The sequence below is a fragment of the Rhodococcus sp. EPR-157 genome (assembly GCF_001647195.1).
Classification (GTDB): domain Bacteria; phylum Actinomycetota; class Actinomycetes; order Mycobacteriales; family Mycobacteriaceae; genus Rhodococcoides.
The window spans coordinates 14,939-28,122 of the sequence record NZ_LVCV01000514.1; the positions used below are offsets into that span (position 1 = coordinate 14,939).

Consider the following 13,184-nt stretch of genomic DNA (forward strand, 5'->3'; position numbering starts at 1 on the left):
CGATCGTCAGCGTGAATGCGAACAATCCGGTGGAGTCTCTGCACCTCGTCCTCGGCGACGAAGAACTGCTGATGGATCGTGCCGTGGCGTCGATCGTCGTGCGAGTTCGAGCTGCTGCACCGGAAGGTGACGATCTACCGGTTACCAAGCTTCGGGCCGGCGATGCGAGTGCACCGGAGCTTCTCGAGCTATTGAGCCCATCGCTGTTCGCGGAGGACCGCGTGGTCGTTCTCGAAGCGGCTGCAGAAGCAGGCAAGGATGCGGTGGCGCTGGTTCTCGATGCCGCGTCGGATCCGCCGGAAGGCGCGGTGCTGGTCATCATGCACTCCGGCGGTGGGCGAGCGAAAGCGATGGTCGGAGCTCTACAGAAGGCCGGCGCCGTCACACACGAATGCGCCAAGTTGACCAAAGCGGCCGAACGCGCAGATTTCGTCAAGCGTGAATTCAGTGCTGCCGACGTCCGGGTCAGCGGAGACGTCGTGGAGGCGGTCGTGGAGGCCGTGGGTTCCGAACTTCGCGAGCTGGCCGCCGCCTGTTCGCAGTTGGTGGCGGATACGGCGGGCAAGGTCGACGTCGACGCAGTCCGACGCTACTACTCGGGCAAGGCCGAGGTGTCCGGGTTCGACGTCGCCGAGAAGGCGGTGGCGGGGGATGTGCCTGGAGCGTTGGAAGCGCTGCGTTGGGCGATGCACCGAGGCGTCCCGCATGTGCTCCTGGCCGACGCGCTGGCCGACGCAGTTCGCACCATTGCACTCGTCGGCTCGGCAGGCCGCGGTGACCCGTTCCGAATGGCGGGTGAACTCGGGATGCCGCCATGGAAGATCAAGAAGGCGCAAGCACAGGCCCGCGGATGGAACGGCCAGTCCATCGGGGAGGCACTGCAGATCGTCTCGCAGCTCAATGCAGACGTGAAGGGGCAGGCTGCCGATGCCGACTACGCGGTCGAGAACGCCGTGTCAGTCGTTGCCGCGCTGAGCAACCGCTAGGACGGGAGCCGGTAGTGCGTTGAGGAACGCAAAAAACCCGCTCGGCAATCCCGAGCGGGTTCTGCGTACTGCGCGAAGATCAGAGCTTGTTGACTGCCAACGACAGTGCCGACTTCTTGTTGGCTGCCTGGTTCTTGTGGATGACACCCTTGCTGGCTGCCTTGTCCAGCTGGCGACCTGCGGTAACGAGGATGGCGGACGCCTTCTCCTTGTCACCTGCGGACTCAGCGGCACGGAAGGAGCGAATGATCGTCCGCAGTGACGACTTCACCGACTGGTTGCGCAGACGGTTGCGCTCGTTGGTGAGAATCCGCTTCTTCTGGGACTTGATGTTGGCCACGCGTAAAATCCTTCTGTCTTCGTCGGTATTCCGGTCAGGGCGATCCATGCTGGAATGCCCGAAGTCTGCGGCCGAGCTATACAGCCCAGCGCCGAAGATCGAGAATACCAGCACCGGCGGCAGAACCCAATTCCGCCCGCGCGTGATCCAAGTATGCCTGCCTCGGCCGCCGGCCTGACACGGGGGCAATCTGTTGTCCGTTTCCAGAAATTAACGCGTCCAGCGCGCTTATCTCCTGTCTCTGTAGCAACATGACGCAGATGAGCCCGCGATCTGCAGCCCCTGCCCAAGAGAAGGCCAAAATCAGTAAACCGAAGTCGCCGGCTCGCGAGAAGCCGGTTGTCGACGGTGTTTTCAGCGGCTATTCCGACGTCGGAAAGTACGGCCTGGCCTTCGACGAGATGTTCGACGCGGACGGCAAGACTCGTACTCCGTACAAGGGAATCCACTCGGCGCTCGAGCCGTCCAGCTCGGCCGACCTCGACGCACGTTCGGACGCGCTCGGCCGCGCGTTCATCGATCAAGGCATCACGTTCTCGCTGTCGGGGCAGGAGCGGCCGTTCCCGCTCGACCAGGTACCGCGAGTCATCGCCGCCGGCGAATGGTCACGCCTCGAGCGCGGAATCAAGCAGCGCGTCAAGGCGCTCGAGATGTTTCTCGCCGACATCTACGGAGACCAGGAGATCCTGCGTGACGGTGTCGTCCCGAAGCGATTGGTGACCTCGTGTGAGCATTTTCACCGCGCAGCCATCGGCATCGTTCCGCCCAACGGAGTCCGAATTCACGTCGCCGGTATCGACCTCGTCCGAGACGCCCAGGGCACCTTCCGGGTGCTCGAGGACAACCTCCGGTCGCCGTCCGGTGTGTCGTACGTCATGGAGAACCGTCGGACGATGGCGCGTGTGTTCCCTGATCTCTTCGCCACGCACCGAGTGCGTGCGGTCGGCGACTACGCCTCGCATCTGCTTCGCGCACTGCGCGCATCCGCAGCACTGAACGAAGCCGATCCGACCGTCGTCGTCCTCACCCCGGGCGTTGCGAACTCGGCGTACTTCGAGCACTCGTTGTTGGCACGACTGATGGGCGTCGAACTCGTCGAAGGTCGAGACTTGTTCTGCCGCGACAACATCGTCTACATGCGTACTACCGAGGGCGAGCGTCAGGTCGACGTAATCTACCGACGTATCGACGACGACTACCTCGACCCGATGCAATTTCGTCCGGACTCGGTGCTCGGCGTGGCGGGACTCGTCAATGCTGCGCGAGCGGGCAATGTGGTGATTTCCAGCGCGGTCGGCAACGGCGTCGGCGACGACAAGCTGGTCTACACCTATGTGCCGACGATCATCGATTACTACCTGGGCGAGAAGCCGCTGCTGGCGAACGTCGACACGTTCCGGTGCTGGCTCGACGAGGAGTGCGAGGAAGTACTCGACCGAGTCGACGAACTGGTGATCAAACCCGTCGAAGGTTCCGGTGGTTACGGCATCGTCTTCGGGCCCGACGCGTCCCCGAAGGAACTGGCGACCATCAGCAAGAAAATAAGGGCGGATCCCCGAGGATGGATCGCCCAGCCGGTCGTGCAGCTCTCGACGGTGCCGACGAAGATCGGCGGCCGACTGGTTCCGCGGCACGTCGACTTGCGCCCGTTCGCGGTCAACGACGGTGAGGACGTGTGGGTGCTGCCCGGCGGTTTGACACGTGTTGCGCTTCCTGAGGGTTCGCTCGTGGTCAATTCGAGTCAGGGCGGCGGCAGCAAGGACACGTGGGTGCTCGCCACCCGCACATCTCAGGAAGAGCAGGAACTCACGGGCGAGGAGATCGTCAGCGAGCCACCCGAGGCCCCGATGGCAGAACAGGGACCGGAACTGACGATGGATCAGCAACAGCAACAGCAACAGCAGCAGCAAGTGAATGGCGGTGGACACTAGATGCTCGCGCGGAACGCAGAGTCGCTCTATTGGATCGGGCGATACGTCGAACGTGCCGACGACACGGCACGGATCCTCGACGTCACCGTTCATCAACTTCTCGAGGACGCCACCGTCGACCCCGACCACATCTCGCGGGTCCTGCTTCGAGTCCTCGGGTTCAAGCACGAGCCGGATGTGTCCCTCGACGTGTGGTCGTTGACCGAGTTGGTCGCGTTCAGTCGGGACGGAAGTGGGTCGATCGTCGACTCACTCTCCAGTGCTCGTGAGAATGCCCGCGGTGCACGGGAAGTCACGTCGAGTGAGATGTGGGAGTGCCTCAACACCACTTACAACGGCCTGACCGACCGCATCCGTTCGTCCAAACGAACCGGGCCGCACGAGTTCTTCAGCTACATCGAGGAACGAGCGGCGATGTTCGCGGGTCTCGCAGATTCGACTCTCAGCCACGACGACGGCTACCGATTCCTCATCCTCGGTCGGTCCGTCGAGCGAATCGACATGACCGTCCGGCTGTTGCTCTCGCGTGCGGGTGACAGGCCGTCGTCACCTGCGTGGGTCACGGTGCTTCGTTCCGCAGGCGCGCACGATACCTACCTACGTACGTATCGCGGTGCCCTCGATGCGCAACGAGTGCTCGAATTCATGTTGTTGGACAGGTTGTTCCCCCGGTCGGTGTTCTATGCCCTGAGTGAGGCCGAGCGGTCGCTGGACCAACTCGATCACCAGCCGAACAGCCGTGTGGGTGCACGTGCCGAAGCACAACGATTGCTGGGCCGCGCGCGTAGTGAGCTCGAATTCTTGCGTCCCGGTGCGTTGTTGGACGATCTGCAGGAGAGATTGCTCGCACTGCAGGAGACATGTCGAGACCTCGGCGAAGCGATTTCCAAGCAGTACTTCCACGCAGCGCCCTGGGTTGCATGGACCGACGCCGGATCCGGCGCGTACGAAGATCAACTGGAAGGTGAATTGTGAGCTGGCGTATGCGCGTTGTCCACACCACGGGCTATCAGTACGACGCGCCGGTGACGTCGTCGTACAACGAAGCGCGACTGACTCCGCGAAGTGACAACCGGCAGAACGTGATTCTCAATCGCGTCGAGACGAATCCGGTCACCAGAAGCTATCGCTACACCGACTACTGGGGAACTGCCGTCACGGCATTCGATCTGCACGCTCCCCACACCGAACTCGAGGTCACCGGGTCGTCCGTCGTCGAGACCGATCCGTTCTCTCCGCCGGAGGAGAAGGCGTCGTGGGAGGAACTGGCCAGCGAACCCGTCATCGACCGCTTCAACGAAGTCCTCGACAACACCGAGTACGTACCCAAGAACCGGCAACTCTCGGCGATAGCCAAGAAGCTGTCCAAAGGGCTTCCGCCACAGGAATCGGTAGTGGAGATTTCCAACTGGGTGAACCAGGAGATGTCCTACGTCCCCGGCACGACCGGTGTGCACACCTCTGCGGTCGAGGCATGGTCGGAAAAGAAGGGCGTCTGCCAGGACTACGCGCACCTGACGCTCCTTCTGCTGCGCAGCATCGGCATCCCGAGTCGCTATGTGTCCGGATACCTGCATCCCAAGAAACAGGCGACCATCGGTGCATCCGTCGAGGGTCAGAGCCACGCATGGATCGAGGCCTGGACGGGCGCATGGTGGGGCTACGACCCGACCAACGCGATCGCCGTCAACGAGCAGCACGTGTCGGTCGGGCTCGGCCGTGACTACGCCGACGTTCCGCCGCTGAAGGGCATCTTCTCGGGCGGTGGATCGACTGCCCTCGATGTTGTGGTAGAGATCACACGCCTGGCGTAACGTACTGCTCGGCAGGTTTCATCGGACCTTCTCAGCAGAGGTGGGCACATGTCGACGGCACAGGAGTACGTGGAACCGGAAGTCATCTCGGACACGAAGAAGTACGTCGCAGAAGCGATAGGAACATTCGTTCTGGTGTTCACCGCCGTCGGCACGGCGGTGTTCGCCGGCGACAAGGTCGGCAATCTCGGGGTGGCTCTGGCCTTCGGTCTGACGCTGCTCTTTCTCGTGTACGCGATCGGGCCGATCTCCGGATGCCACGTCAACCCGGCGGTGACCGTCGGGCAGGCGCTGCTCGGTAGGTTGTCAGCCGGAAAAGCCGGTCTCTACATCGTCGCCCAGCTGATCGGCGGCCTTGCAGCGGGCGCCGTTCTCTTTGCGGTGGCCAATTCGCTGCCGTCGTACGACCGCGCCGTGAACGGACTCGGTGGCAACGGGTGGGGCGAGCACAGCCCGTCGGCGATCAAAGGTCCATTCGGCGGAGTGCTCGAGAACGGCTACGGGATCGGTGCCGCCATCGTGATCGAGGTGTTGCTCACCGCGCTGCTCGTGTTCGTGGTCCTCGCCTCCACCGATCAGATCTCCGATGTTCCTCTGGCCGGTGTGTCGATCGGATTCACCCTCGCAGTGATCCACCTCGTGTCGATTCCGATCGACAACACGTCCGTCAATCCGGCACGGAGCCTTGCCGTCGCCCCGTGGCAGCCGGGGGCGCTCGGCCAGGTGTGGTTGTTCATCGTCTTCCCGTTGATCGGCGGGGCGCTCGGTGCGCTGACCTACCGCGGGGTGTTCGGGCGGTACAACCGACTGGACTCCTAGGACCAGCTGTAGTCGGATCGGAGCCGTGACGCGACGACGTCGAACTTCGTCTTCGCGAGAATTGCACCTTCACGACGAATACCGGTTTCGGGGACGTCGAGAACGCGGTCGAGCCTGATCCAGCTGGGGCGCCCCTCGGAGTCCCAGGATCCCGACCCGATCGACACCCAGTCGGGGTCGCCGTCGCGCTTGTCCTGGCTCGACAGCATCAGCCCCAGCAGCGTGTTCCCGTCACGCCCCACGACCAGGACGGGCCTGTCCTTGCCCTGGCTGGCGTCCTCCTCGTACGCCACCCACGTCCACACGATCTCGCCGGGATCGGCCTTGCCGTCCAGATCGGGGGAGTAGTCGACTGCTCGAGCTCGCTGGGCGGTCGGCACGGTGTGCGAGGCGACCGGGCGGCCCGGCTCGACGGTCGGCCCGCCGCTCATCTTGCTGGTGATCGCGTCCTTACCTTTTTGCAGAGCACCCGAACTCTGCAACTGCCGAAACAGTCTCGGGCCCTCGCGGAGTGCGATGTTGCCGAGTTCCTTGGTGAATTTGCTCCAGTTACCAGCCATGGGAGTCGAGTTTAGACAGCAGCCCGCGGAACTCGTCGACCGCCGGACGTGGGACGATGGGTCCGGATATCTCCTGCAAACGCCAGCAAAGGATACGAGTGCCCAGCTTCGCCGACACGACGTTCACCGATCCGTCCCGGATCAGGAACTTCTGCATCATCGCCCACATCGACCACGGCAAGTCGACGCTGGCAGATCGGATGTTGCAGCTCACGGGCGTCGTCGACGACCGGTCGATGCGAGCTCAGTACCTCGACCGCATGGATATCGAACGCGAACGCGGCATCACGATCAAGGCGCAGAACGTTCGGCTGCCCTGGGTGGTCGACGGCGAGGAATTCGTCCTGCACCTCATCGACACTCCCGGCCACGTCGACTTCACCTACGAGGTCTCGCGTGCGCTCGAGGCGTGCGAGGGTGCCGTGCTGCTCGTCGACGCTGCGCAGGGGATCGAGGCGCAGACATTGGCGAACCTCTACCTCGCCCTCGACAAAGAGCTGACGATCATCCCGGTCCTGAACAAGATCGATCTACCTGCCGCGGATCCCGATCGGTACGCCGCCGAGATCGCCCACATCATCGGTTGCGAGGCCGACGACGTGCTGCGGGTCTCCGGCAAGACCGGTGTCGGTGTCGAGGAGCTCCTCAACGAGGTCGTCAAGCTCGTTCCGGCGCCCGTCGGCAATCCCGACGGCCCGGCCCGCGCGATGATCTTCGACTCCGTCTACGACACCTACCGCGGTGTCGTCACCTACGTACGAGTCGTCGACGGCGCCCTCAACCCTCGTGAGAAGGTCACGATGATGTCGACCGGCTCGACGCACGAGTTGCTCGAAGTCGGTATCGTCTCGCCCGATCCGAAGCCGACCAAGGGCCTCGGTGTCGGTGAGGTGGGGTACCTCATCACCGGTGTCAAGGATGTGCGTCAGTCGAAGGTCGGTGACACCGTCACCACCTTCCGCAAGGGCGCGACCGAGCCGCTCACCGGCTACCGCGAACCTCGTCCGATGGTCTATTCCGGGCTGTACCCGCTCGATGGTTCCGACTACCCCGATCTACGCGACGCGCTCGAGAAGCTTCAGCTCAACGATGCGGCGCTCACCTACGAACCTGAAACCTCGGTGGCTCTCGGCTTCGGGTTCCGCTGCGGCTTCCTCGGACTGCTGCACATGGAGATCACGCGCGAGCGTCTCGAGCGCGAGTTCAACCTCGATCTCATCTCCACCTCGCCGAACGTCGTCTACCGCGTCGAGATGGAAGACAAGGCCGAGCACATCGTCACCAACCCGTCGTACTGGCCCGAGGGCAAGGTGCGTGACGTGTACGAGCCGATGGTGAAGTGCACGATCATCTCGCCGAGCGAGTTCATCGGTTCGATCATGGAGTTGTGCCAGGGCAGGCGCGGCGAGCTCGGCGGAATGGACTACCTGTCCGAGACGCGTGTCGAGCTGCGCTACACCATCCCGATGGCCGAGATCATCTTCGACTTCTTCGACATCCTGAAGTCGCGCACACGTGGGTACGCGAGCCTCGACTACGAGGAGATCGGCGAGCAGAGCGCAGCGCTGGTCAAGGTCGACATCTTGCTCCAGGGCGAGGCGGTGGACGCATTCTCGGCGATCGTGCACAAGGACGCTGCTGCCGCGTACGGCAACAAGATGACGACCAAGCTCAAGGAATTGATCCCTCGCCAGCAGTTCGAGGTGCCGATCCAGGCTGCGATCGGATCACGCATCATCGCGCGCGAGAACATCAGGGCAATCCGCAAGGACGTCTTGGCGAAGTGCTACGGCGGCGACATCAGCCGTAAGCGCAAGCTGCTCGAGAAGCAGAAGGAAGGCAAGAAGCGGATGAAGACCATCGGCCGCGTCGAGGTGCCGCAGGAGGCGTTCGTCGCTGCGCTGTCGTCCGAGTCGTCGACGGACAAGCCGAAGAAGTAGCACTCACAGGGGAGGAACATGACGTCGCGAATCCTTGGGGCACTGTCGGTCCCGATCATCAGCGCACCGATGGCGGGTGGACCGTCGACGCCCGAGATGGCGATTGCGGTCTCTCGGTCCGGCGGACTCGGCATGCTTGCCGGTGCGCTCCTCGATATCGACAGATTCGTCGCTCAGGTGGCGGCGATGCGCGAGGTTCTGTTCGGCGTCAACCTCTTCCTGCCCGACGATCCGACGGGTGCTGACGTCGAGGCCTACGTCCGACGTATCTCTCCGTGGCTCGACAAGTACAACGTCGAGCCCGGGGTTCTGCCACGCCGCGACGACTTCTATCCCGAGAAGTTCCGTTGGCTCGTCGACAATCCGGTGCCACTCGTGTCCAGCACGTTCGGAGCGTTCAGTGCCGCTGAAGTAGCCGCACTCCATGAGGTCGGCACCGAAGTGTGGTGCACCGTCACCTCGGCCGCAGAGGCCATCGAAGCCGATGCCAACGGCGTCGACGCTCTCGTCGTGCAAGGGCCGGAAGCGGGTGGCCACCGGGGGAGTTTCGACGGCTCGGCCCCTGATGCGCCCCTCGCCGACGTGCTGGCGGCTGTCCGCGCAGTGTCGGAGCTGCCGAGGATCGCAGCCGGTGGGCTGATGGATGGCACCGACATTGCGCCGCTACTGGAATCCGGAGCAGCGCACGCAGCCCAACTCGGAACCGCGTTTCTGAACACCGCAGAAGCCGGGACCAGGCAGGTTCACCGCGAACAACTGACGTCGACGCCGGAAACCGCTGTCACACGTGCCTTCTCGGGTCGTCCGGCGAGAGGGATCGTCAACGAGTTCATGCGCGACAACTCGGAGGATGCGCCGCTCGCGTATCCGGACGTGCATTATCTGACCGCGCCGATGCGGGCCGAGGCAGGCACAGCAGGCGATCCGGCTGCGCTGTCCATGTGGGCTGGCACCGGCCACCTCCGCACCCGCGAGGCGACGGTGTCCGAGCTGATGGCCGAGTGGGCCGATCAGCTCGAACACCGACCCTGACTTCTCAGTTGGTGTGCGCAGGCTGGAAGTGTCCAGCCGCCTGAGATTCTTCGGCGCGGATAACGTGCACGACTGCATTGATCAAAGCCAGATGGGTGAACGCCTGTGGGAAGTTCCCGAGGTGCCGACCGGTTCGGGCGTCGATCTCTTCCGCGTAGAGCTTGAGTGGGCTGGCATAGCCGAGAAGGCGTTCGCACAGATGCTTGGCGCGGGGGAGTTCGCCGATCTCGACGAGCGCCGATACGAGCCAGAAGGAACAGATCGTGAACGTTCCTTCTTCACCTTCGAGGCCGTCGTCGGTGGTGTCGACCATGTAGCGCAGGACGAGCCCGTCGACGGTCAATTCGTCGGCGATCGCCAGCACGGTGGCGCGGACCCGCGGATCGTCGGCAGGTAGGAATCGAAGCAGAGGTACGAGAAGCAGCGAGGCATCGAGTGATTCGTGCCCGTATCGCTGCGTCAGGACGCCACGTTCGTCGACGCCGTGCTCGAGAATATCTTCCTTGATCTCGTCGGCGATCTCGTTCCATTGATTCGCGTATTCTGTCTCGCCGTGGATTGCCGCGAGCTTCGCTCCGCGATCGAGTGCGACCCAACACATGACCTTGGAAGAGGTGAAATGCTGCGGTTCGCCGCGTACTTCCCAGATGCCGCGGTCGGGTTTGCGCCAGTTGGCAATCGCTTCCTCGACCTGCCGCTTGAGCAGCGGCCACAGCGACTCGGGGACGTGCTCGCGTGACTTGACGTGTAGGTACACGGAGTCGAGCATGGTGCCCCAGATATCGTGCTGCTCCTGGTTGTACGCACCGTTTCCGATGCGTACGGGCTTGGCGCCGTCGTAGCCGGACAGGTGCGACAGTTCGCTTTCCTCCAGCGTCTTCTCGCCGCCGATTCCGTACATCACCTGCAGTGGATTGGCGCGCCCGTCCTCGGTCATCGAGACATCCGACATGAACGAGAAGAAGTCGTTGGCCTCTCGGTCGAGACCCAGCGTGTACAGGCCCCACAGTGCGAACGTCGAATCGCGGACCCAAGCGTAGCGGTAGTCCCAGTTGCGTTCTCCACCAGGAGTTTCCGGAAGAGATGTCGTCGACGCCGCCAGCAGCGCTCCGGTCGGTGCGTAGGTCAGGCCTTTCAGGGCCAGCGCACTGCGCTGCAGGTAGCCACGCCACGGATGATCAGGGAAGCGCCCGATGGTGATCCACTGTCGCCAGCACTCGGAGGTGCGCCACATCTTCTCGGCAGCCTCGTCGAACGTTTGCGGTGCCGGCAGATCCGACCACGACAACGCAATGAAGACGTTGTCTCCCTCGGTCATCCGAGTGCGGGCTCGTGCTTCGCGCCCCTCGATGCCGAGTCGAAGATTGCTGGTCAGTTTCAGGGTCGGCTGGTCGCCTACGGAACTGGCCTCACAGGTGGCCGTAGCCTCCTCGTAGACCTTGCCGGTGTACTCCCATCGAGCGGGAGCCCGGTGATAGTCGAACGCGGGCTCGCAACTCATCTCGAGCTCGACGGTGCCGTTGACACACTTGATCGTTCTGAGCAGGATGTGCTCGGCATCCCAATCCGTAGGGGCCCGCTTGTGGGTGCGGGACCGCTGATCGGTGTTGTGCCACGGTCCCATCACCAGTGCGTCTCGGATGATCAGCCACCCGGTCTCGGTCTGCCACGTCGTCTCGATGATCAGCCCACCCGGCAGGTATCGGCGGGCGGCGGGAACGGACTGCCCGTACGGTCCGACGCGAAAGTGTCCGGCACTTCGGTCGAGGACTGCGCCGAAAACGCTGGGCGAGTCGGGTCGTGGGACACACATCCACTCGACGGACCCGTTGCGGGCGATGAGGCACGTCGTCTCGCAGTCGGACAGAAAGGCATAGTCGTCGATGGGTGGGAACGAGCTGCGATAGGAAATTACCGAGGACACGGGCGCGTCGGTGCTTTCCAGAGCTCCCTGCCCGACCGGTTCCTCCCCTCCCAGCGCCGCTGGCCGTGGTATCGAATCATCTCGCACGGGCACTACCGTCGACTGCTCTTCGAATGCCGTCATACGCCAATCATCGACTTCGCGGTCCCTGTCGTCCACCGCTGGCTGTTCTCGGCGTGGCGCACCGGAAGTGGCAGGGAGTGAAGTGTGTGGGCGCGACCCCTCTATGGTGGAGCCTGTGCACGCGATAGCCAGGTGGTGGGACGGGATCGAACTCTGGATCACCGGTTTGCCGTTCGTGCCGCAGTCGATCGTGGTTCTGCTCGTGGTCGTACCCGCTGCCTTCGGGTTGGCGCGGATAGTCGACGGTGTGCTCGCCACGATTCTTCACCTGCTCGGCCGCGATAGGCCGTCCGAGATGGATGCGGTGCCCGCCGCACCCGACTCGCCGATAACGGAAGGTCACTGATGCCGAAGTCGAGGGTCACTCTCGCCCTGGTTGCATTGCTCGTGCTCGTCGCACTTGCATGGTTTCTCACCAGGTGATTTCAGGGTCCCCGTGTGCAATTAGAGTCCGCCGGGTTCCTCTGCTAGATTTCTGTCCGTGTCTGCCGCTGCCGTATACCGGGTCCGCCATGAATTGGCGTTGATCGCAGTGGGCATGCTCGCAGTGGCCGACATCGACTGTTGTCGATCCACATCCTGAGCGCCGGTTCGATTCCGTAGTCTCTTGCGCCCACACCTGTGTGTGCCGCGTCGAGTTTCGCCGCTCCCGGTCGCGCCCCACGTCGAGTCGGGCCGCTCCACGCCGTGATATCCACTCTTCTCCGTCTTCGTTGTGCGGTTCGATTCGCACCGTCCTCGTGACGATCATTCGATGAAAGGCTTTTCTCGATGAAGCACAACCCTCGATACCTGCTCACCACATTCGCGGCCGTAGGGACGCTGGTGCTGGCTGCCTGCGGAGGTGGATCGAGCGACGTCGTCGGAGGCGACGGCGGGTCGAGCAACGAAACCGCGCTCACACTGGTCGGATACGCCGTGCCGAAGAACGGTTGGGATCTGATCGGACCCGCGTTCGCCGCCACCGAAGGCGGCAAGGACACGGCCATCAACGCCGACTACGGCGCCTCGGGAAACCAGTCACGCAAGGTCGCCGACGGTGCCCCGGCGGATATCGTCAACTTCTCGGTCGAACCCGACGTGACGCGTCTGGTCAAGGCCGGCATCGTCGACGAGGCATGGAACGAAAATGCCTACGGTGGAGTGCCTTTCGGTTCGGTCGTCACACTCGTTGTGCGCGAGGGTAACCCGAAGAACATTCAGACCTGGGACGATCTACTGAAGCCGGATGTCCAGGTCATCAGTCCGAGCCCACTCAGCTCAGGATCGGCGAAGTGGAATCTCCTCGCGCCGTACGCGGCAAAGAGCAACGGCGGCCAGGACAAGCAGGCCGGGCTGGACTACGTTCAGCAGCTCGTGTCCGGGCACTTCCCGGTCCAGCCCGAGTCCGGCCGAGCCGCAACGGAAGCATTCTTGCAGGGCCAGGGTGACGTCCTCCTCAGTTACGAGAACGAGGCACTTCTGATCGAGGAGCGGGGAGAGAACGTCGAGCACATCGACGTCGCCGACACGTTCCGAATCGACAACCCCGTCGCCGTCGTCAACACGAGTTCGCAGCTGGAGAAGGCCAACGCGCTCAACGACTTCATCTACACCGACGAGGGCCAGCGTATCTGGGCCGAGGCAGGCTTCCGACCGGCCAACCCCGAAATCGCCGCCGAGTTCTCCGACAAATTCTTCACCCCTGAGGCGCTCCGCACGATCGACGATCTCGG

General features: G+C 63.3%; 13 protein-coding genes. 10 read left to right on the plus strand and 3 right to left on the minus strand.

The window, feature by feature from the left end:
- Positions 1–11: 11 nt before the first annotated feature.
- A complete protein-coding gene (gene holA, locus A2J03_RS23260) occupies positions 12–986 on the plus strand; it encodes a DNA polymerase III subunit delta (protein WP_068378714.1) in 975 nt (324 codons plus the stop codon).
- Positions 987–1,065: 79 nt separating this feature from the next.
- Here the strand turns inward: holA and rpsT are convergent, their stop codons facing one another.
- Positions 1,066–1,326 (minus strand): 30S ribosomal protein S20, encoded by a 261-nt coding sequence (gene rpsT, locus A2J03_RS23265; protein ID WP_068378685.1) that lies wholly within the window; start codon positions 1,324–1,326, stop codon positions 1,066–1,068.
- Positions 1,327–1,727: 401 nt separating this feature from the next.
- Between rpsT and A2J03_RS23270 the strand changes: the two genes are divergently transcribed.
- The 4 genes from A2J03_RS23270 to A2J03_RS23285 are packed head-to-tail and all read left to right on the plus strand — an operon-like array spanning position 1,728 to position 5,890.
- Positions 1,728–3,257 (plus strand): circularly permuted type 2 ATP-grasp protein, encoded by a 1,530-nt coding sequence (locus A2J03_RS23270; protein WP_231912678.1) that lies wholly within the window; start codon positions 1,728–1,730, stop codon positions 3,255–3,257.
- The gene (locus A2J03_RS23275; RefSeq protein ID WP_068378688.1) at positions 3,258–4,232 is read left to right on the plus strand and encodes an alpha-E domain-containing protein; all 975 of its coding nucleotides are present in this window, start codon (positions 3,258–3,260) and stop codon (positions 4,230–4,232) included.
- An 8-nt stretch (positions 4,233–4,240) separates the two neighbouring features.
- Entirely contained in the window at positions 4,241–5,071 is an 831-nt protein-coding gene (locus A2J03_RS23280; protein WP_068378690.1) for a transglutaminase family protein, read from the plus strand.
- A gap of 48 nt (positions 5,072–5,119) precedes the next feature.
- Complete coding sequence (locus tag A2J03_RS23285; protein ID WP_068378692.1) at positions 5,120–5,890, plus strand: aquaporin; 771 nt, start codon at positions 5,120–5,122, stop codon at positions 5,888–5,890.
- Here A2J03_RS23285 and A2J03_RS23290 read toward each other — a convergent pair.
- Entirely contained in the window at positions 5,887–6,450 is a 564-nt protein-coding gene (locus A2J03_RS23290; RefSeq protein ID WP_068378695.1) for a type II toxin-antitoxin system PemK/MazF family toxin, read from the minus strand. The genes A2J03_RS23285 and A2J03_RS23290 overlap by 4 nt on opposite strands.
- Positions 6,451–6,506: 56 nt before the next feature.
- Here A2J03_RS23290 and lepA point away from each other — a divergent pair, with 56 nt between their 5' ends.
- Together lepA and A2J03_RS23305 are read left to right on the plus strand one after the other, a co-directional pair.
- Complete coding sequence (gene lepA / locus A2J03_RS23300; protein WP_082898042.1) at positions 6,507–8,390, plus strand: translation elongation factor 4; 1,884 nt, start codon at positions 6,507–6,509, stop codon at positions 8,388–8,390.
- 18 nt (positions 8,391–8,408) lie between these two features.
- Entirely contained in the window at positions 8,409–9,422 is a 1,014-nt protein-coding gene (locus A2J03_RS23305; protein WP_068378698.1) for a nitronate monooxygenase, read from the plus strand.
- Positions 9,423–9,426: 4 nt separating this feature from the next.
- On the opposite strand, the gene A2J03_RS23310 is transcribed toward A2J03_RS23305, so the two are convergent.
- On the minus strand, positions 9,427–11,469 hold the full coding sequence (locus tag A2J03_RS23310) for a glycoside hydrolase family 15 protein (protein ID WP_068378701.1): 2,043 nt from the start codon (positions 11,467–11,469) through the stop codon (positions 9,427–9,429).
- Positions 11,470–11,584: 115 nt separating this feature from the next.
- Here A2J03_RS23310 and A2J03_RS23315 point away from each other — a divergent pair, with 115 nt between their 5' ends.
- The 3 genes from A2J03_RS23315 to A2J03_RS23320 all read left to right on the plus strand — a co-directional run.
- Positions 11,585–11,815: a hypothetical protein gene (locus A2J03_RS23315; protein ID WP_231912675.1), complete on the plus strand. Its 231-nt coding sequence runs from the start codon at positions 11,585–11,587 to the stop codon at positions 11,813–11,815.
- Positions 11,816–11,950: 135 nt separating this feature from the next.
- The gene (locus tag A2J03_RS32120) at positions 11,951–12,052 is read left to right on the plus strand and encodes an Ms4533A family Cys-rich leader peptide (protein ID WP_442971399.1); all 102 of its coding nucleotides are present in this window, start codon (positions 11,951–11,953) and stop codon (positions 12,050–12,052) included.
- Between the two features lie 188 nt (positions 12,053–12,240).
- The coding region (locus A2J03_RS23320; RefSeq protein ID WP_068378707.1) for an extracellular solute-binding protein at positions 12,241–13,184 on the plus strand (944 nt) is incomplete at its 3' end.